The sequence below is a fragment of the Amycolatopsis tolypomycina genome (assembly GCF_900105945.1).
GTDB lineage: Bacteria > Actinomycetota > Actinomycetes > Mycobacteriales > Pseudonocardiaceae > Amycolatopsis > Amycolatopsis tolypomycina.
The window spans coordinates 2642899-2661300 of sequence record NZ_FNSO01000004.1 but is presented as its reverse complement, the minus strand read 5'-3'; the positions used below and the strand labels follow the sequence as shown (position 1 = coordinate 2661300).

At 73.7% G+C, this 18402-nt stretch carries 24 protein-coding genes and 1 pseudogene; 11 read left to right on the top strand and 14 right to left on the bottom strand.

Features of this window, described 5'->3' with window-relative positions; genetic code table 11:
- Positions 1–2 precede the first annotated feature (2 nt).
- Genes BLW76_RS22190 through BLW76_RS22170 form a run of 5 tightly spaced genes read right to left on the bottom strand, consistent with a single transcriptional unit; the run spans position 3 to position 4432 of the window.
- On the bottom strand, positions 3–476 hold the full coding sequence (locus tag BLW76_RS22190; protein WP_208613353.1) for a hydrogenase maturation protease: 474 nt from the start codon (positions 474–476) through the stop codon (positions 3–5).
- Complete coding sequence (locus BLW76_RS22185; protein WP_091310451.1) at positions 473–1765, bottom strand: Ni/Fe hydrogenase subunit alpha; 1293 nt, start codon at positions 1763–1765, stop codon at positions 473–475. The genes BLW76_RS22190 and BLW76_RS22185 overlap by 4 nt, the downstream gene beginning before the upstream one ends.
- Positions 1762–2514, bottom strand: coding sequence for an NADH-quinone oxidoreductase subunit B family protein (locus tag BLW76_RS22180; RefSeq protein WP_091310450.1), 753 nt, complete (start codon positions 2512–2514; stop codon positions 1762–1764). Before BLW76_RS22180 ends, BLW76_RS22185 begins: the two co-directional genes overlap by 4 nt.
- Positions 2514–3326: an FAD/NAD(P)-binding protein gene (locus tag BLW76_RS22175; protein ID WP_244170267.1), complete on the bottom strand. Its 813-nt coding sequence runs from the start codon at positions 3324–3326 to the stop codon at positions 2514–2516. The genes BLW76_RS22180 and BLW76_RS22175 overlap by 1 nt, the downstream gene beginning before the upstream one ends.
- On the bottom strand, positions 3323–4432 hold the full coding sequence (locus BLW76_RS22170) for a 4Fe-4S dicluster domain-containing protein (RefSeq protein WP_091310447.1): 1110 nt from the start codon (positions 4430–4432) through the stop codon (positions 3323–3325). The genes BLW76_RS22175 and BLW76_RS22170 overlap by 4 nt, the downstream gene beginning before the upstream one ends.
- A gap of 135 nt (positions 4433–4567) precedes the next feature.
- On the opposite strand from BLW76_RS22170, the gene hypF reads away from it, so the two are divergent.
- From hypF to hypE, 4 genes are read left to right on the top strand one after another with little or no spacing between them, the layout of a single operon-like run.
- Entirely contained in the window at positions 4568–6853 is a 2286-nt protein-coding gene (hypF, locus tag BLW76_RS22165; protein WP_091310445.1) for a carbamoyltransferase HypF, read from the top strand.
- Between the two features lie 5 nt (positions 6854–6858).
- Positions 6859–7119 (top strand): HypC/HybG/HupF family hydrogenase formation chaperone, encoded by a 261-nt coding sequence (locus BLW76_RS22160; RefSeq protein ID WP_091319689.1) that lies wholly within the window; start codon positions 6859–6861, stop codon positions 7117–7119.
- Positions 7116–8222 carry a hydrogenase formation protein HypD gene (gene hypD / locus BLW76_RS22155; RefSeq protein WP_091310442.1) on the top strand — a complete coding sequence of 369 codons (1107 nt, stop codon included), beginning with the start codon at positions 7116–7118 and terminating at the stop codon, positions 8220–8222. The genes BLW76_RS22160 and hypD overlap by 4 nt, the downstream gene beginning before the upstream one ends.
- Positions 8219–9265 (top strand): hydrogenase expression/formation protein HypE, encoded by a 1047-nt coding sequence (gene hypE / locus BLW76_RS22150; protein ID WP_091310440.1) that lies wholly within the window; start codon positions 8219–8221, stop codon positions 9263–9265. The genes hypD and hypE overlap by 4 nt, the downstream gene beginning before the upstream one ends.
- Before the next feature lie 85 nt (positions 9266–9350).
- Here hypE and BLW76_RS22145 read toward each other — a convergent pair whose 3' ends face one another.
- Positions 9351–9752, bottom strand: coding sequence for a hypothetical protein (locus BLW76_RS22145; RefSeq protein ID WP_143060666.1), 402 nt, complete (start codon positions 9750–9752; stop codon positions 9351–9353).
- Positions 9753–10025: 273 nt separating this feature from the next.
- Here BLW76_RS22145 and BLW76_RS22140 point away from each other — a divergent pair, with 273 nt between their 5' ends.
- The 3 genes from BLW76_RS22140 (at position 10026) to BLW76_RS22130 (ending at position 11963) form a co-directional block, all read left to right on the top strand.
- Positions 10026–10463, top strand: a complete 438-nt coding sequence (locus BLW76_RS22140; protein WP_091310436.1) for a pyridoxamine 5'-phosphate oxidase family protein — start codon at positions 10026–10028, stop codon at positions 10461–10463.
- Positions 10460–10771 (top strand): hypothetical protein, encoded by a 312-nt coding sequence (locus BLW76_RS22135; RefSeq protein ID WP_091310433.1) that lies wholly within the window; start codon positions 10460–10462, stop codon positions 10769–10771. Before BLW76_RS22140 ends, BLW76_RS22135 begins: the two co-directional genes overlap by 4 nt.
- Positions 10772–10889: 118 nt before the next feature.
- The gene (locus tag BLW76_RS22130) at positions 10890–11963 is read left to right on the top strand and encodes an IS110 family RNA-guided transposase (RefSeq protein ID WP_208613352.1); all 1074 of its coding nucleotides are present in this window, start codon (positions 10890–10892) and stop codon (positions 11961–11963) included.
- A 302-nt stretch (positions 11964–12265) separates the two neighbouring features.
- Here BLW76_RS22130 and BLW76_RS22125 read toward each other — a convergent pair whose 3' ends face one another.
- Complete coding sequence (locus tag BLW76_RS22125) at positions 12266–12613, bottom strand: hypothetical protein (RefSeq protein ID WP_091310428.1); 348 nt, start codon at positions 12611–12613, stop codon at positions 12266–12268.
- 177 nt (positions 12614–12790) lie between these two features.
- Between BLW76_RS22125 and BLW76_RS22120 the strand changes: the two genes are divergently transcribed.
- From BLW76_RS22120 to BLW76_RS47905, 4 genes are read left to right on the top strand one after another with little or no spacing between them, the layout of a single operon-like run.
- Positions 12791–13636, top strand: coding sequence for a nitroreductase family protein (locus tag BLW76_RS22120; protein WP_091310426.1), 846 nt, complete (start codon positions 12791–12793; stop codon positions 13634–13636).
- Position 13637: 1 nt separating this feature from the next.
- On the top strand, positions 13638–14075 hold the full coding sequence (locus tag BLW76_RS22115; protein ID WP_091310424.1) for a nitroreductase family deazaflavin-dependent oxidoreductase: 438 nt from the start codon (positions 13638–13640) through the stop codon (positions 14073–14075).
- 1 nt (position 14076) lies between these two features.
- Positions 14077–14301, top strand: a complete 225-nt coding sequence (locus BLW76_RS22110) for a hypothetical protein (RefSeq protein ID WP_091310422.1) — start codon at positions 14077–14079, stop codon at positions 14299–14301.
- Positions 14302–14328: 27 nt separating this feature from the next.
- Complete coding sequence (locus BLW76_RS47905; protein WP_143060665.1) at positions 14329–14556, top strand: hypothetical protein; 228 nt, start codon at positions 14329–14331, stop codon at positions 14554–14556.
- A 127-nt stretch (positions 14557–14683) separates the two neighbouring features.
- Here the strand turns inward: BLW76_RS47905 and BLW76_RS49780 are convergent, their stop codons facing one another.
- The 7 genes and pseudogenes from BLW76_RS49780 to BLW76_RS47900 all read right to left on the bottom strand — a co-directional run bounded on the left by BLW76_RS49780 (position 14684) and on the right by BLW76_RS47900 (position 18368).
- Positions 14684–14896: a LysM peptidoglycan-binding domain-containing protein gene (locus BLW76_RS49780; RefSeq protein ID WP_244170266.1), complete on the bottom strand. Its 213-nt coding sequence runs from the start codon at positions 14894–14896 to the stop codon at positions 14684–14686.
- Positions 14897–14994: 98 nt separating this feature from the next.
- Positions 14995–15111: pseudogene (locus BLW76_RS50805) on the bottom strand (peptigoglycan-binding protein LysM); the annotation flags it as partial.
- A gap of 346 nt (positions 15112–15457) precedes the next feature.
- Positions 15458–15802 carry a hypothetical protein gene (locus tag BLW76_RS22100; RefSeq protein ID WP_091310419.1) on the bottom strand — a complete coding sequence of 115 codons (345 nt, stop codon included), beginning with the start codon at positions 15800–15802 and terminating at the stop codon, positions 15458–15460.
- Between the two features lie 147 nt (positions 15803–15949).
- Positions 15950–16408 carry a hypothetical protein gene (locus tag BLW76_RS22095; RefSeq protein ID WP_208613350.1) on the bottom strand — a complete coding sequence of 153 codons (459 nt, stop codon included), beginning with the start codon at positions 16406–16408 and terminating at the stop codon, positions 15950–15952.
- 8 nt (positions 16409–16416) lie between these two features.
- Complete coding sequence (locus BLW76_RS22090; RefSeq protein ID WP_091310415.1) at positions 16417–17763, bottom strand: wax ester/triacylglycerol synthase domain-containing protein; 1347 nt, start codon at positions 17761–17763, stop codon at positions 16417–16419.
- A 78-nt stretch (positions 17764–17841) separates the two neighbouring features.
- Entirely contained in the window at positions 17842–18096 is a 255-nt protein-coding gene (locus BLW76_RS22085; RefSeq protein ID WP_091310413.1) for a hypothetical protein, read from the bottom strand.
- Positions 18097–18104: 8 nt separating this feature from the next.
- Positions 18105–18368, bottom strand: a complete 264-nt coding sequence (locus tag BLW76_RS47900) for a hypothetical protein (protein ID WP_143060664.1) — start codon at positions 18366–18368, stop codon at positions 18105–18107.
- Between the last annotated feature and the right edge of the window lie 34 nt (positions 18369–18402).

The window sequence follows — 18402 nt, the reverse complement described above, 5'->3', positions numbered from 1 at the left end:
GGCTACCGGGTGGCAGGTGACTCGCCGGGGTTTCCCAGCCGGTCCCGCACCGCGCGAACCACCTCGGGGACCGCGGCCCGCACCGCCGGGGTCAAGCCGGTACCGAGACCGACTTCCGCCGCTTCCACGGCGTACACGACCAGTTCTTTCGGCACCCTGCCGAGCGCGGCGCCGAGCCGGACCGCGTCCGGGATGCCGAGCGCGTGTGAGCTGGCCGGCACCGCCCGGGGCGGCCAGCCATCCACAGTGGACGCCCACACGCGACCCGGCGTGGCCGGCTCGCACAGCACGGCGTCCACGACCACCGCGGTGTCCACCTCGGACCACGCGTCGAGCAGAGCCGCCGGTTCGCCGTCGCAGAGCACGGTGCGAACGCCGGGGATCGGGTCCGCGTCCAGCGCGGCCAGCACCGCAACCGCGACCCCGTCGTCGCGGCGATATTCGTTGCCCACGCCGATCACCACCGCCCGGGTCACCGGCCCTCCCAGGTGATGTCCAGGAAGTGCGCGGCGCACGAGATGCACGGGTCGTAGTTGCGGATCGTGCGTTCGGCCAGGGTGGTCAGCTCGGCGTCGCCGAGGTCGAGGTGGTCCTCGACGACCCGCCGCAGGTCGGCCTCGATCGCGGCCTGGTTCTGCGACGTCGGCGGGACGATCGTGGCCGCGCGGATCAGGCCGCCGGCGTCCAGCTCGTAGCGGTGGTACAGCGTGCCTCGCGGTGCTTCGCTGATCCCGTGGCCCGTTTCGGCGCGCGGTGGCACCTCGACAAAGGCACGCGGCGGACGTTCCCACTCGTCGATGATCCGCAGCGCTTCCTCGACCGCGTACACGATCTCGACCCCGCGCACGAGGATGCTGCGGAACGGGTTGCGGCACGCCGGCCCCAACCCGGCCTCGGCCGCGACCTGCCGCGCGGTCTCCGACAGCTGTCCCGAGTTGAGGGTGTAGCGCGCGAGCGGCCCGGTCAGGTAGCGGTGGCCGTCGAGTGACGCGTGCAGCGCGGTCGAGTGGGGCACCTGCATCTCCACAACGTGCTCCGGGAACTCGCGCGGCGCGAACGCCAGGCCCGAGGCGGTACGCAGGCTGCCGTCCGCGATGGCGTAGCGGCCGAGCTCGTAGGCAGCCATCAGGTCGTGGTCGAGTTCGACGTCCGGGAACTCGAACCCCGCGGTCCACCGCACGGTGGCGAGCGCGTCGTCGAGGGCCCGCCGCAGCGTTTCGGCGAGCGGGCGGAGGTCCGCGCGCGCGGGCAGCGAGTAGAACCCGCCGACCCGGACGTTGACCGGGTGGATCGCCCGGCCGCCGATGGTCTCCAGCAGCGTGTTCCCGGCCTTCTTCAGCGCCAGGCCGCGTTCGACGACGTCGCGGTGCCGGGTGGCGAGGCTGATCGCGTCCGGGTGGCCGAGGAAGTCCGGGGCGTGCAGGAGGTAGATGTGCAAGGCGTGACTGGAAATCCACTCACCGCAGTAGAGGAGCCGTCGTGCGGCGGCGATCCCGGGGTCGAGGGTGATGCCGCAGGCGTCTTCGATCGCGTTGCACGCGCTCGTCTGGTAGGCCACCGGGCAGATGCCGCAGATCCGGGCGGTGATGTCCGGTGGCTCGGTGTGCGCCCGGCCGCGCAGGAACGCCTCGAAGAACCGCGGTGGCTCGTAGATGTTCAGCTCGGCCCGCTCGACCCGCCCGTCGGCGATCCGCACGCGCAACGCGCCTTCGCCCTCGACGCGGGCCAGCGAGCTGACCTTCAGCTGCCGGCTGCGGTGGCTCACGGTTCCTCCCGGCGCGTTTCCGTGACGGTGAAGGTGCTGAAGACGCGGTCGACGTCGTCCTCGCTCATCCCGCGTGAACGCAGCAACGGGATCAGCACGGGGGTGTTCGGTTTCGCCATCGGCCCGAAGCAGCCGAAGCAGCCGCGGTGGACGCCCGGGCAGAGCGCGCCGCAGCCTGCCCGGGTGACCGGGCCGAGGCAGGGCGTGTCCCCGGCGACCAGCAGGCAGGTGAGCCCGCGGCGCTTGCAGTCGGTGCAGACGCTGGTGTCCGGCAGATCGGGGGCGCGCCCGGCGAGCAGCGCGGTGATCGTGCCGAGCAGCTGGCCGCGGTCGATCGGGCAGCCGTGCAGCTCGTGGTCCACCGGGACGTGCGCGGCCACCGGCGTCGACGTCGCCAGCGTGTCGATGTACTGCGGGTGCGCGTACACGATCGAGGCGAACTCCCGGACGTCGGCGAAGTTCCGCAGGGCCTGCACGCCCCCCGCGGTCGCGCACGCCCCGATGGTGACGAGCACCTTCGAAGCAGCCCGGACCTCCTGGATGCGGCGCAGGTCTCCCGGCGTGGTGATCGATCCTTCGACGAGCGACACGTCGTAGGGACCGGGGAGCACGGTGCTGGAGGCTTCGAGGAAGTGCGCGATCCGCACCTTCCCGGCCAGCTCCAGCAGCTCGTCTTCGCAGTCGAGCAGGGTCAGCTGGCAGCCGTCGCAGGAGGCGAACTTCCAGACGGCCAGCGTCGGCGTCGTCATCACAGCTCCTTCACGGCGAGCAGCGGACCCGCGACGGTGTAGTCGACGACCGGGCCGTCCCGGCAGACCAGCAGCGGCCCGAGCTGGCAGTGGCCGCACAGGCCGATGCCGCACTTCATCGCGCGTTCCAGGGAGACCCGGATCGCCGCGGCGGGGACTTGCTTCGCCAGCAGGATTTCCGCGCAGGCGCGCATCATCGGCTCCGGACCGCAGAGGAAAGCGCGGGTCTGCCCGGGGTCGAGGTCCAGCGACGAGAGCGGTTCCGTCACGAAGCCGACCGGCCCGGTCCAGCCCTCGGCCGGCCGGTCGACCGTCCGCAGCACCTCGACGTCGTGCCGCCGCGCCCAGGCGGCCAGCTCGTGCGGGAACAGGAACTCCGCCGGGGTCCGGGCCCCGGCCACGACGACCAGCCGTCGGTACCGGGCCCGGTCGTCGAGCACCGCCGTGAGCACCGGCCGCAGCGGGCACAATCCGGCACCGCCGGCGACGATCACGACGTCGTGCCCGGCCGCGTCCTCGACGTTCCAGCTGGTGCCGTACGGGCCACGCACGCCGACGACCCGGCCCGGGGCGAGGTCGTGCAGGGCCCGGCTGACCGCGCCGACGGCGCGGATGGTGTGCGTCGGCCCGGGGCCGCTGACCGAGATCGCGACTTCGCCGACCCCCGGTGCGTACAGCATCATGAACTGGCCGAGCCGCGCCTCGGGCACCGGCTCGCCGACCGGCGCCAGCCGGACGGTCACCGAGTCGGCGGTCTCCACGACCCGCCCGGCGACCCGGTACGGCACCGGCACCATCGGTTCGGCCGTCACGAGCAGCCCCCGGCCAGCTTCGCCGCTTCCTCGGTGATGTCGATCCCCGCCGGGCACCAGGCGATGCACCGGCCGCAGCCGACGCAGCCGGACGTCCCGAACTGCTCGTGCCACGTGCCCAGCTTGTGGCTGAACCACTGGCGGTAGCGGCTCGACCCGGAGGTGCGGACGCTCCCGCCGTGCACGTAGGAGAAATCGAGTTCGAAGCAGGACGCCCAGCGCTGGTGGCGTTCGGCGTGTTCGCCCGTCAGGTCGGTGACGTCCTCGGTGGTGGTGCAGAAGCACGTCGGGCACACCATGGTGCAGTTGGCGCAGGTGAGGCAGCGGCTCGCGACCTCCTCCCACAGCGGCGACTCCCGGCTTTCCCGGATCACCGACGGCAGGTCGACGGCCGGCATGGCCCGGCCCATCCGGTCCGCGGCGGCGGCGACGGCTTCCCGGGCCGCGCGAACTTCGGCACCGCGGGCCGGCCGGGTGCCGACCTGGGCCAGCAGGCGCGCGCCGTCCGGGCTGCCGACGTCGACGACGAACCGGTGCCCGTCTTCGTCCACGCGCTCGGTGAGGCCCAGGTCGTACCCGGGGCCGGCCGCCGGGCCCGTGCCCATGGACGCGCAGAAGCACACTTCGCCCGGCTCCGTGCAGTTGGCGGCGACGATGAACAATTCCGCGCGGCGGCGCCGGTACGAGCCGTCGGGGTGCGCGGCGCCCCCGAGCACCCGGTCGAGGACGGCGATCGCGGCGAGGTCGCAGCCGCGCACGCCGAGGAACGCGTAGCGCGGCTGCTCCGGTTCCTCGGCGGTGAACCGGCCGTCCGCGGTGGCCTCGAAGAGCTTGCGCCGCGGCGGGTGGAGCCAGCGCTTCCAGCCCTGAGGGCCGGCCGAATGCCCGAACACGGCGCGGTCGGCGCGCCGGCGGAGCCGGTAGTGGCCCGGCCCCGTGGTGACACCCCAGCCCATCGGGAGCTGTTCGGCCGACTCGAGTTCGGCGAGCACGATCGCGTCGTCGCGCACGGTCGGGCCGATCACCCGGTAGCCGTCGAGGAGCAGCGCCTCCACCAGCCCGCCGAGTCCCGCGAGGTCGATCGTCACCGTGCCTTCGCTTGTCATCCGGACCTCCCGGAGCCACTGAACCGGCGACGCCGCGAACGGGCCTAGGGCCGAAGGTCACCGCTACGGGTACTTCGTGCCCTGTCGGCCGGGCGGCCCGCCGGGAACCGTGGTGCCCGGAACGCGGGAGGCGGCATGGCGGAGACACCGGGCGGTGACCGGGTGCGGATCGACGTGCGCGGGACCGTGCAGGGTGTCGGCTTCCGGCCGTTCGTCCACCGCCTGGCCACCGAACTCGGCGTGGGCGGGGACGTGCGCAACGCCGGCGGCCACGTCGTGATCCGCGCGGCGGGTGGCCGGGTGGCCGACTTCGTCGCCGGGCTCACCGCCGCGGCGCCCCCGCAGGCCCGCGTCACCGGCATCGACGTCACCGCGCTGACCGACCGGGTGGCGCTCGGCCCCGGCTTCCGCGTCGCCGCCAGTGTCGAGGGCCGCGGAGGTGAGGTCCCACCGGACCTGGCGACCTGCCCCGCCTGCGTCCGCGAGCTGTTCGACCCGGCCGACCGCCGCTACCGCTACCCGTTCCTCACCTGCACCGCCTGCGGCCCTCGCGCGACCATCCTGGGGCGGCTGCCCTACGACCGCCCCCGGACCGCGATGCACACGTTCCCGCTGTGCGCGGCGTGCGCGGCCGAGTACCAGAACCCGGCGGACCGGCGGTTCCACGCCGAACCCATCGCCTGCCCCACGTGCGGCCCGCGGCTGAGCTGGACGCCGGACGTGCACGGCGAAGGCGCGCTCGCCGCCGCCTGTGCCGTCCTCGCCGGCGGCGGGATCGTGGCCGTGAAGGGACTCGGCGGCTACCAGCTCGTCTGCGACGCCGCCGACGAATCCGCCGTGCGCCGGCTCCGGCGCGTCAAGGACCGGCCCGCGAAGCCACTCGCCGTCCTGGCCCGCAGCCTCGGTGACGTCCGGAATCTGTCCGAAGTGGACGATCGCGCGGCCGCCGTCCTGGCGTCGGCCGCGGCCCCGATCGTCCTGCTCCCCCGCCGCCCCGGCGCACCGCTGGCCGAGGGCATCGCACCCGGCCTCGCCGAGATCGGCGTGTTCCTCCCGACCACCCCGCTGCACCACCTGCTGCTGGCCGAGCTCCGCCGCCCCCTGGTCGTCACGAGCGGCAACCGCGCGGGCGGCCCGATGGTCGTCGACGACGCCGAAGCGCAGGCCATCCTCGGGCCGGTGACCGACGGCGTCCTCGGCCACGACCGGCCGATCTGGTCCCGGTCGGACGACTCCGTCGTGCGGACCCGGCACGGCCGGACCACGACGATCCGGCGGGCCCGCGGGTACGCGCCCGCGCCGCTGCCGCTGCCCTTCGCCGCCCCGGAACCGCTGCTGGCCCTCGGCGCGCAGCTCAAGCACACCTGCGCGCTCGCCTGCGACGGCATGGCCCACCTCGGCCCGCACACCGGGGACCTGGAGGACGCCCGGACGCTCGCCGCGTTCGAACGGACGGCCGCGGACCTGGCCCGCTGGCTCGACGCCGAACCGGCGTGGTGCGCCCACGACCTGCACCCGGGCTACCTGTCCACGCAGCACGCCCGGCGCTGGCCCGCCGGACGCCGGATCGGTGTGCAGCACCACCACGCCCACGTCGCGGCGACCGCCGCGGAACACGGCGTCTCGACACCGTTCGTCGGAGTCGCGCTCGACGGGCTCGGGCTCGGCGACGACGGAACGCTCTGGGGTGGTGAAGTGCTGCTCGCGGACTACCGGGAGTTCCGGCGGTTCGCCCGGTTCGCCACCGCCCCGCTGCCGGGTGGCGCGGCCGCGGTGCGCCACCCGGCCCGCATGGCGCTGGGTTATCTCTACGGTGCCGAATCGTTCGGCGCCTCCGTACCCGAGCACCTTGCCGGCACCTTGCTGTCCCGAGTGGACGGACAGGAGCTCGCCGTCGTCCGCACGATGATCGCGCGGGAGCTCAACTGCCCGCGGGCCTCCAGCGCCGGGCGGCTCTTCGACGCCGTCAGCGCCTTGCTCGGCCTCTGCGACGACAACAGCTACGAAGGCGAAGCCGCCGTCCGCCTGGAGACGGCGGCCATGCGGTACGACGCGCGGAAAGCCCTCGAATGGGAGCTGCACGAACGGGACGGCCTGTGGGTGTACGACCCGGTCCCCACCCTCCGCGACGCACTGCAGTCCGCGGCGAACGCCCCGGCCGGTGAGGTGGCCGCGCGGTTCCACCGCACCATCGCCGAAGTCGTCGTCACGCTCGCGGTGAAGGCCGCCGACGCCGCCGGGACCGACGTCGTCTGTCTCGGCGGCGGCGTCTTCCAGAACGCCTTGCTCACTGCGAACGTCGTCGACGGGCTCACCACCGCGGGCCTGCGGCCGCTGGTGGCCGAACGCGTCCCGATGAACGACGGCGGCATCAGCTACGGCCAGGCGGCCATCGCCTGCGCCCGGATGAACGGGAGGTGAGCCCGGTGTGCCTCGGTGTACCCGGCCGGATCGTCGCGCTGACCGACGGCCCGGCCCTGCTCATGGGCACCGTCGACTTCGACGGTGTGCGGCGGCCGGTGTGCCTCGCCTACACCCCCGAAGCCGAGGTGGGCGACTACGTGATCGTGCACGTCGGGTTCGCGATCAGCCAGGTCGACGAGGCCGAAGCCGCCCGGACGCTGGCCGTGCTCCGCGCGATCCCCGACGCACTGGCGGGCGAGCTGGGGCCGGAGTTCGCGTCGTGAAGTACCTCGACGAGTACCGCGACCCCGTCCTGGCCCGCCGGCTGCTGGCCGAGCTGCGGGCGACGGCCACCCGGCCGTGGGCGATCATGGAGGTCTGCGGCGGCCAGACGCACACCCTGGTCCGCCAGGGCATCGACGAGCTGCTGCCGGCCGGTGTCCGGATGATCCACGGACCCGGCTGCCCGGTCTGCGTCACCCCGCTGGCCACGATCGACGCCGCGGTCGCCATCGCGGCCCGCCCCGGCGTGATCTTCACCAGCTACGGCGACATGCTCCGGGTGCCCGGCACCGCGGGGGACCTGCTCGGGGTGAAGGCCCGCGGCGGCGACGTACGGGTCGTGTACACCCCGCTGGACGCGGTCCGGATCGCCCGCGAGCACCCGGACCGGCAGGTCGTCTTCTTCGCCGTCGGGTTCGAGACCACCGCGCCGGCCAACGCCATGGCCGTGCTGCACGCGGCAACCACCGGCCTCGAGAACTTCTCCGTGCTGGTGAGCCACGTCCTGGTGCCGCCCGCGATCACGGCGATCCTGGACGCCCCCGACAGCCAGGTGCAGGCCTTCCTCGCCGCCGGGCACGTGTGCGCGGTCATGGGCTGGACCGAGTACGAACCGATCTCGCGGCGCTACGGCGTGCCCATCGTGGTCACCGGGTTCGAGCCACTGGACCTGCTCGAAGGCATCGTCATGGCGGTGCAGCAGCTGGAATCCGGGCGGGCCGCGGTGGAGAACCAGTACGCGCGGGCCGTCCGGCGGGAGGGCAACACCGCCGCGCAGCAGGCCGTCCGGCGGGTGTTCCGGGTGACCACGCGGACGTGGCGCGGCATCGGCCCCATCCCGGCGAGCGGGCTGGCGCTCACTCCCGAGTTCGCCGCCTTCGACGCCGAAGCCCGCTTCCCCGCGCCCGGCACCCCCGCCGCCGAACACCCGGACTGCATCGCCGGCCGCATCCTGCGCGGCACCGCGATCCCCACCGACTGCTCCGCCTACGGCACCCGCTGCACCCCGCTCACCCCGCTCGGCGCACCGATGGTGTCCACCGAAGGCACGTGCGCGGCCTTCCACCACGCGGGCCGCCGGAAGTCCACTGTGGAGGCACGATGACCACCATCGACCCCGACCAGCTCACCTGCCCGCTCCCCGGCGCCGAGACCGAGCGCGTCCTGCTCGGCCACGGGTCCGGCGGCCGGCTGATGGCCGACCTGCTCGCCACCGTGATCACCGGCGAGCTGGGTGAGCCCGGCCCGCTCGAAGACGCCGCGCTGATCGGCGGGGACCTGGTCGTCAGCACGGACGGCTTCGTGGTCACGCCCCGCTTCTTCCCGGGCGGCGACATCGGCTCGCTGGCGGTTCACGGCACCGTCAACGACCTCGCGATGCGCGGCGCGCGACCGATCGCGCTGACGCTGGCGTACGTGCTCGAGGAAGGCCTGCCGCTCGCCGAGCTGCGCGAAATCACGGCTTCGGTGGCGGCCGCGGCACGCGACTGCGGCGTCCGCGTCGTCACCGGCGACACGAAGGTGGTCGGCCGCGGGGCCGCCGACGGCTGCTACCTCACCACCACCGGCATCGGCAGGCGGCTGCCGTCCGCGACCCCCACGGCCGCAGGCGGCGTGCCCGGCGACGTCGTGCTGTTGTCCGGCCCGATCGGCGCGCACGGCACCGCGATCCTCAGCGTCCGCGAAGGCCTCGGCTTCGAAGCGGACATCCGCTCCGACAGCCGCCCCTTGCACCGGCTCGTCGCGGCAATGGTCGAAGCGGGCGGCCACGAGGTCCACGCGCTGCGCGACCCGACGCGCGGTGGTCTCGCCTCGGCGCTGAACGAGCTCGCCGAAAGCTCGGACGTGACGGTGGAGATCGACGAGCCCGGGCTTCCGGTGCCGGCGGCGGTGGCTTCCGCATGCGAGCTGCTGGGTCTCGATCCCCTGCACGTGGCCAACGAGGGCTGCCTGGTCGCGTTCGTCGCCCCGGCGGCCGCCGACGCCGTGCTGGCGGCGATGCGCGCGGACCCGGCCGGCCGCGAAGCGCGGGCGATCGGCACGGTCGGCCCGCCCGGCGGACCGGCCCGCGTCGTCGCCCGCACCCTCGTCGGCTCGACGCGAGTCGTCGACATGCTGATCGGCGAGCAGCTGCCCCGGATCTGCTGAGCCGGTTACCAGCGCCGCCACGCGACCGCGCGGCGGGTGAAAGCCTGCGGGTCCTGGGAGAAGCCGACCACCACGTCGTGGTCGTTCACGTCGGTGGGAGAACTCCAGGTGGCTCCGGGCAGGGCACCCAGATCGTGGGCTGTCCGGCCGGGTCCCAGTACACGGCGTGGGTCGCGTGGTCGGCGGTCTCGGCTCCCCCGACGACCGCGCCGCGTGCGTTGATCCGGCCGGCCATGCTCCAGCTGCCCCCGGGCAACGTACCGAGGTCGGTGGGGCGGTCCCTGCGGTCCCACCGGATCGCGTGCGTCACCGAGCCCGGAGCCTCGAACGCCGCGGTGCCGGCGATCACCCCGGATTCGTTCATGGCGCCGAACGTCGTCGACTTCGCGCCGAACGGCAGTCCGAGGTCGGTCAGCTGCCCGGACCGGTTCCAGTACACGGTGTTGTGGCAGTCGCACGAGGCCTGCTCGGGGCGGTCGGGCAGCACCGAGACGGAACGCGCGCGTCCCAAACGACCGCGCGGGTGGCACCGGAGGGAGATCGGCGGTGCCCGTGACCAGCCCCGTGTCGTCGATGTCCGCCGCCGAGGCGCCGATGGTCCCCGGCGGCGGCTTCAGTTCGGTGATCCGGCCGAAGCGATCCCAGCGGAACCGGTGGACTTCGGTCCCGTCGCTCGGTGACCTCGGCCCCTGGAGTCACCCCTGCCGCCGGCGCAGCCTGAGCTGGTTCACCCGAATCCGCCGGCCCCAGGACACCGCCCATGAGCACTTCGCAGATCCACGCCTTGAGCCACGACCGTTGCCGGGCGCTGCTCGCGTCGGTCCCGCTCGGCCGGGTCGCCTTCGTCCGCGACGGGCGGCCGGTGATCCGGCCGGTGAACTTCACCTTCACCGGCAACGCCGTATGGCTGCGCTCCGCCCGGAACTCCTGGGCCGACCGGATCGGCGGCCAGGCGGTCACTTTCGAGGCCGACGCCTACGACGCCGGCGACCACACCGGCTGGAGCGTGATCGTCACCGGCGTGGCCACCCTGGTCACCGACGTCGACACCGTGGCGGCCCAGTTCGGCCCCGGCCTGCGTTCGTGGGCTCCCCCGCCGCGGGACCGCCTCCTGCGCATCAGCCTCGACCGGATCGACGGGCGGCGGATCGCCCTGCGGCCGGACGCGACCGACGCGACCGAATCGGGCCTGCTGTGAACCGCCGTCGCGCGGCCTCCGCCGCCCTCGTCGTCGCGCTGGTCCTGGTACTGGCCGCCTGCGCCCCGGCCGCGAACACCTACGCGGAAGCCGCCGCCCGGCCCGGCTTCTGGCTCGGGCTGTGGCACGGCTTCATCTGCCCGATCACCTTCCTGGTCTCCCTGTTCAACGACCACGTGGGTGTCTACGAGGTCCGCAACGACGGGCACTGGTACGACTTCGGGTTCGTGTTCGGCATCCTCCTCGCGGCGAGCGTCTTCCACGGTCCCGGCTACGCCCGCTCGCGCAGTGACCGGCGCGCCCACTAGACCGTATGGAGGGCCGGCGCCTCGCTCGTAAGTTGACGCGGGTTGCCGCCACGCTTGGTGGTGGTAGAGCCGCGACTTACGGGAGGCGCCGGTGTTTATCGAGCGTACGTGTGTCGGGTTGGATGTTCACGCCCGGTCGGTGGTGGCCTGCGCGATCGACAACGAGGCCGGGGAGGCCCGGTCGCTGCGGCTGTCGCCGGAGACGGAGGCGGTGGTGGGGTGGGTGTGTTCGCTGCCCGCTCCGGCGGCGGTGACCTACGAAGCTGGTCCGACCGGGTTCGGGCCGGCGCGGGCACTGGAACGGGCCGGGGTCCGGTGCGTGGTGGTCGCGCCGTCGAAGCTGGAACGGCCGCCCGGTGACCGGGTCAAGACCGACCGGCGTGACGCCGAGCGCCTGGCGCAGCTGCTGCGGATCGGGGAACTGCCCGCGGTGCGGGTGCCGAGTGAGGCCGAGGAAGCGGCGCGGGATCTGGTGCGGGCGCGCGAGGATGTCCGCGGGGATCTGATGCGGGCCCGGCACCGGCTGTCGAAGTTGCTGCTGCGGCAAGGTTTGCTTTATGACGGCTCGGCGTGGACCGGGGCGCACGAGGTCTGGCTGCGGTCGCTGGCCTTCGACCGGGCCGGGGTCCGGCCGGCCTTCGAGGAAGCCTATGACGCGGTGCTGGTCACGCAGGCCCGCCGGGCCCGGCTGGACACCGCGATCACCGAGCTGGCCGCGGCACCGCCGTTCGCGGCGGTGGTGGGGCGGCTGGGCTGCCTGCGCGGGGTGAGCACGCTGACCGCGTTCGGCCTGGCGACCGAGATCGGGGACTGGCGGCGGTTCACCGGTGCCTCGATCGGCGCCTACGTCGGTCTGGTCCCCGCGGAGTCCTCCAGCGGTGAGCACCGCTGCCAAGCAGCGATCACCAAGACCGGGAACTGCCATGCCAGGCGGTTGCTGGTCGAGGCCGCCTGGCATCACCGCAAACGCTACCGGCTCAGCCGGGAACTGATCCGCCGCCAGGACGGGCAGCCGGCGGTGGCCCGGGCACGGGCCGAGGCAGGCAACCGGCGGCTGCACCGCCGCTGGGCACGGTTGGACGCTCGCAGCAAACGTTCCACGATCAGCACGGTCGCCGTCGCCCGTGAACTGGCCGGCTGGTGCTGGAGCCTCGCCACCATGGAACCGGACACAGAACCCGGCACGGGCTGACACACCCCCGAAAACCCGCCGGCGGGAGACCGGCATGCGCAGGCAGCGCGAGGAGCGACCCGCGATACAGCTATGAGCAACACCAGCCCAGTGGACGGTGCGACGCTCGACCCTAGAGCCGCGGAACACTCCCGACGAACACCCGGTCATGCGGCAACCAACCCGCGCATATCAGCCTTGACCGCGCGTCGACCGACACCGCCCCGCACACCGAAGTCTCCCGCCGGCACCCCTGTGACCAGGCACGACCCACCACACCGGGCCAACTTCAGCCTGCCCGCTTGACAAACAACCCCTCCATATCAGCTGGTCACCCGCGGCCGGCGGATGGTGTCCCCGCCCTTGCGGTGCCGGGCCCGGCCGTACTTGGTCTCGAGCACGCTCTCCAGCTTGTGCGCGGCACCCTGGCAGGCTTCGAGCACCGTCTCCGCGTGGTGGATGACGACGACCGGTGCCTGTCCGGCCGGGTGCGCCTCGAGCACGCACCGCCGGTGCCGGCTGCCGGGGTTCGCGTCGCCACCGACGTGGACCCGCAGGGTCTCGATCTCCCCGGCGAACCTCGCCAGTGCCGTCCCGAACTCGCCTGCGAGGCGCTGGGCCAGGTCGTCGCCGCCGTGGACGTTCTTGCTGGTGTTGATGCGGATCTTCATACCCTGATCGTGTTCACCGCGCAGCCGCTCTCCCAGGTCCGGAAGTCCCCGGCTTCGAGAACCAAAGGCGTCCGGCCACCGCGGCGGCATGGTGACCCGAAGTCCCCGGACGTGAGGCCCTCCGGCTCTCCCGGCGCACTACGGCCCGCTGCCACCGTGGGAACCGGAGGCGAACCGATGGAGCGACGAATCCCGGACACCGCCACCGTGGAGTCCGCGGTGGCCCTCGCGCTGCGTGCCCCGTCCGCCCGCAACGCCCAGCCGTGGTGCTGGCGGATCGGGTACAGCACCCTGCACCTTTTCGCGGACGAGGACCGCCCGCTGCCGGCACCGGGTGAGCGGGACGTGCTCCTCGGCTGCGGCGCGGCCTTGCACCACGTCCGGGTGGCCTTCGCCGCCCTGGGCTGGAGTGCCGAAGTACAGCGGCTGCCGGACCCGGACGATCCCGCGCACCTGGCCGTGGTGACCCCGCGCCCCGCCGGGCGCCCGAGGGAGGAAACGACCGCCCTGGCGGCCGCCATTCCCCGCCGCCGCACCGACCGGCGTCCGCCCGCGGTGTGGCCGGTGCCGCGCGCGCACCTCGACGCGCTGGCTCGCGCGGCAACCCGCGAAGGCGCCCGGCTGGAGGTGGTGACGGGGTCGGTCCGGCACGGGATGGACGGGCGGCCAGGCACACTTCTCACCCGGCCGGCCGCTCTCGGAACGGGCGGCGAAGTGCTCGTGGTGGCCACGGCGTCCGACGACCGGATGGCCCTGTTGCGCGCGGGAGAGGCGACCAGCGCGGTGCTGCTCTCCGCGACCGCGCTCGGGCTCGCGTCCTGTCCACTCACCGCTTCGCGGGACACCCAGGAGGAGTTCGCCCGCACCACGCCGGCGTATCCCCAGGCCCTGGTGCGGGTCGGGTGGGCAGCACCCGGGTCCGCACCGCTGCCGCCGACACCGCGGCGCCGCCTGGGGCACGTCCTGGAGCCCCTCCAGGCGCCACCCAAGTACCACCACCGCCTGCTGCGCGAGGAGGCCTGAGATGTCCACAAAGGACCACGAGCGGGGAACACGTCCGCGTCACCCGGCGAAGGACCGGGTGCGGCAGTTCAACAAGCACGTCCTCAACCCGGTCATGTGCCTGCTCGCCGGCCGCAAGCACTGGTACGCGTCGGCACTCGAGCACGTCGGGCGCAGGTCGGGCCGCTCCTACACCACACCCGTGGTGGCCGGCCGCGTGCCGGGCGGGTTCGTCGTGCCCCTGCCGTACGGCACCGACGTCGACTGGCTGCGCAACGTCCTCGCCGCCGGGACGGCGAACCTCCGCTCGCGCGGGATCACCTCCGTGGTGACCGAGCCACGGATCATCGACGCGGCCGAGGCCTTCACGCAGGTTTCGCCCGCCTACGCCCAAGCCTGGTGCCGCTTCGGCATCGCCCGCTACCTGCGGGTGACGGTCAGCGCGGAGAAGGGTAAGTGACATGGGATTCCTCCACCACGATCGCGAACCCGGGCCCGCCCGCGCGGGCGGTTTTCCCAGCGGCCTGCACGTGCGCGTCCACGGCGGCCGGTTCGACGGACGAGCCGGCATCGTGGTCGGCCGGACCCCTGACCTCCGCCCGGGCTCGGTCTGGGTCGAGTTCACCCCGGGCCACCCCCGGCTCGTTCCCGGGTACCGGCTCGACGTGTCGGGACCGGAAGAGTGAGCCGCCCGTATTCGAGGAAGGAGCGCGATGCCCGCGACCGGCCGTCCGTCACCGGAGGAGCGAAGGCGCGCCAGCCGCACGGTGCGGCGGCACGCACGCGACGGTGACGACGCGGCGGAGCTCCTGGCGATGCTCGGGCTGGACCACGCTGATGCCCCGCCGTCCGAGCCACGCCGTCCCCACAGCCGGTTGACGGCGGACGAACTGCGCGAGCTGCTCGCGCCATTCGCTGCGGAACGCACCGGCTCGCGGTGACTCCCTCCCCCGCTCAGGACGACGTTGTTCCCTTCGGAAGAGAACTTTTCGCCCTGCACCCACCCGGAACCGCCGACGACCATGGAAGGTGAGAGAGCCGCCCGCGGTGACGGCCGGCCCGGGACGTTCAGGCTCCCTGCGGCACGCGAATCAGGTCACCCGGGTGGATGACGTTCGGATTCGGGATCGTGCCCGGGTTCGCCGCCACCAAGCGGTGGTAGAGATTGCCGGACCCGTAGTACTTGGCGGCGATGCCCCACAGCGTCTCACCGGACACCACGATGTGCTCCAGGTAACTCTGGTAGCCCGGAACGATCCGCGGGCCGAAGACGACCGGCACGACCACCTTGTCCAGCTCCGTACCGTCTTTCGGCGAGGTGTGAACAGCTCCACGAACAACCGGTCCAGCTTGAAGGCCGCGCCGCTGACGTCGGTGGTGAACTGGAACTGGCCGTGCCCACCGGTGCCGTCGCCGGCCAGGAACGAGCCGGTGACCTCGTCGTGGCCCTCGTGCACGCGGTAGCCGAAGTTCGCCTCGAAGGCCCCGCCGGCCACCCCGGCCACCTGGATGGTGGTGCCCACCAGGTCGTACGTTGCCGGTTGCTCCAGGTAGATCGTCACCGTTCGCTCCTCTCGGATCGGGCCGCCCGCGGGCGCGAGAAAAGGCGGAATCACCGGCCCGGACTTTTCGCGCACGGCTCGCAGCCGATACCGCCGGACTCCGGCACAGATCGGAATTCGTGGAGCAACACCCCGAGGCCGCCAAGTAGGGCACAAAGTCCCTTCGGGCCAACGAACCGCGCGGCCTTTCCGACCGGGCAGAAGCCCGGTTTCCGCCGCCGGCAACAAACCAGCCCGAGCCGAGCGCCGCCACGGGCGGAAGAACGTCGCCGCCCGCCCGTCAGCACCGCCTGCCGGCGCCACCGGGTCCGGGCTCGACGGCGCCGCGGTCCGCGCCGAGGAACGGCTCGGGATCGAGGCCGGCCATCGCGCCGCGCTCGAGCCACCGCCGGAATCTCCCCGGGGCACGGCTTTCCAGCTCGTCGAGAAGGAGCTGACGAACCGCGGCGAGCCGAGGTCCGGCCGGCTCATCGTCCGCCGTCCTCCGCACCACTCGCCGCCCCGCGCCCGCCGGGGCCGGCGACCGTCGGCCGGCCCCGCTGCCCGCGAGCAACCAAACCACCCCGAGGCCGGCGAGCACGACGGCGATGACACTCGTGAGGAAGAGGATCGCGCTGGTCGTCATGGCTCACCTCGGACGCGTCCGGTGGTTCTCGGCGGTCAAGCGGTCGAGGGAACCGTAGCGGTGCGCCGCACGCCGACGGGAGGACGCAAAGGCCCGCTTTCGAGAGTCCTCGTGCCCGCCGGGGCCTGCTTCACCCCGGCGCACGTTTCACTCGCCGGAGGAACCGCCCGCGGGGCCGGCCGGCCGGCGGAGGCCGGTCCGGACCAGGTTCACCAGCCCGGCGATCAACGCGAGCACGGATCCGGCGATGCCGACCGCCAGCACGACCCGGGCCGCCGCGGCCCAGTCGACCGGCGTCGCGCCGAAGTCGAGGGGAAAGACCTGCCAGATCCGCACGAGCGCGACCAGACCGGCACCCGTCGTCACGAGACCGTCGACGGTGACGAGCCACTCGGGGTCGTGCCACAGGTGGACGTAGCCGGTGATCAGGCCGGTCACCAGCGCGAGGTCGACGACCCCGGTTACCGCGGAGAACCCGGCCGTCAGGAACGGCACGGCCGCCCAGCCGGGCTGTCCGTTGATCAGGGCGAGCAGAACGCCGTTGACCACCACCCCGGCGAGGTACCCGGCGAGCCGGGGCCGGACGGGTGTTCGGCGGGTTCGCACGCCGGCCGTCATTTCGGCCTCTGTTCGCGGGATTCTCGGCACACCAGGTCCAGCTCCGCCGCCAAGCCGTCGGCAAGCACGCCGAGGTCGGGACACCGGGCGGCGTCGGCCAGCACCGAGATCACCACGTTCCCGGCGTAGGAGAGCACTTCGAAGAGCACCGTCAGGTTCCCGCCGGCGCCGGCGCTGAGCGGAATCGCTTCGCCGATCGGGACACCGCCGAACGTCACCGGCCCGGCCGGTCCGCGCACGTGGCTGACGAGCGTGTGCATCCGGCGCTGGTGGTCCAGGTACCACCGGTAGAGGCCGAGCGCGGCCAGCGGCCGGAACAGCGCGCCCAGCACGGCGATCGGCGGTGGCCCGGTCGCGGCCGCTTTCGAGGCGCGGACCCGGGCCGCGACGAGGGCGAGCCGCCCGGCCACGTCGCCGGTACCCGGGACGGTGACCAGCAGCGGGCTGACCGCGTTGCCGAGGTGCGAGGCATCCGCCGCCGCCCGGCCGGACACCGGCACGCCGATCGCGAACGTCCGGACGTCTTCGTGCCGCGCCCGCAGCAACCGGTGGAGGGCCCCGGCCACAGCGACCAGGACGGCGTCGTTCACCGAGGCCTCGTGCCGGTGAGCGGCGGCCCGCAGCGGCGCGAGCTCGGCCCGGACGACCACGAGGCGGTGGCGGGAGCCCGCCGGTCCGAGCAGCGAACAGGGGGTGGCGCGGGGCGGGTGCAGCCCGCCGGCGGCCGCCGTCGACGCGTAGAGAGCACGCGCGGCCGGCCCGATCCGGCGCACCGACCGCAGCCGGCCGGCCAGGGCTTCCCGGCGCAGCGCCACCGCACCCGGCCACGGGCGGGGGTACGGGACCGCGGCCGTCTCGGCGCCGCCGTCGACCAGCCGGGCCAGGACGGCGAGGCCGCCGACCCCGTCCGCGAGCACGTGGTCGAGCACGACGACCAGCGCCGCTTCCCCGCCGGCCAGCCCGGTGAGGAAAGTCGCCGACCACGGCGGGGCGTCCCGGGGCAGCGGCGCCGAAACCAACGAGAGCGCGGTGTCGAGCACCGCTTGCCCATCCCCCGGCGGCGCGCACACCGCCGGCCGGACGTGCCGGCGGACGTCGAAACCCGGGTCGTCGACCCAGATCGGGCCGCCACCGCCCCGCGGTGCCGGCACCAGCCGGCGACGCAGGCGCGGGACCGCCGGGACGCGTTCGCCGATGAGCTGCCGTACCCGGACCAGGTCGAGGCCGGCCGCCCGGCCGAGCAGCAGGAGGACACCGAACTGCACCGGCCCGCCGTCGCCGGTGCCCATCGCGAGGAAGGCGCGGTCGGTGGGACTCGCGCGGTCGACATCGATCCGGTTCATCACCCCAGCCGACCTCGGCGATCCCGGACCGGCACAGGGCCGGAAGTCACCGCCCGGGGAGCTGAAAGGGCCTTTCGCTCACGCGTCGATCAGCCGCAGGCCGGCCAGCCCGGCCAGCCTGACAGGGCCGCCGGCGCCGAGCAGCACCAGCCGGTCGGCCGGGATCCCCGGCGGTGGCGCACGGAGGCCGGCGAACACGCCGGCGACGCCCAAGGCCATCCCGGTGAACAGGGCCGCGAACAGCACCGTGAACGCCACGTCGCCGTCGCCGACGGACCGGGCGTAGCGCTGGGCGGCGCCGATCACCACGCCGGCTCCGGCGAAGGCGACCACGACGGCGTTCAGCAGGAACGTCGCGGCGTCAGGTACGGCGCGACGGTGTCCGGGGCCGCCAGGCCGGACAAGGCGGCCGCAACCAGCGCGGAGACCACCGGCGTGACACCGGAGGTGGTCTCCAGGGACAGGCGGTCGGCCACCACCCCGGCCACCGGGCCGAGCAGCAGGGCGGCGGCGACGCCGAGATCACGAGCAGGCCGAGCCAGCCCCGGCGGAGGACACCGCGAGCACGAGCCCTGTGGCCCGAGTAACAGCCGGATCCGCAGCACGGCGGCCACGGTGGCGGTCGTCGCCCTGCGTGGC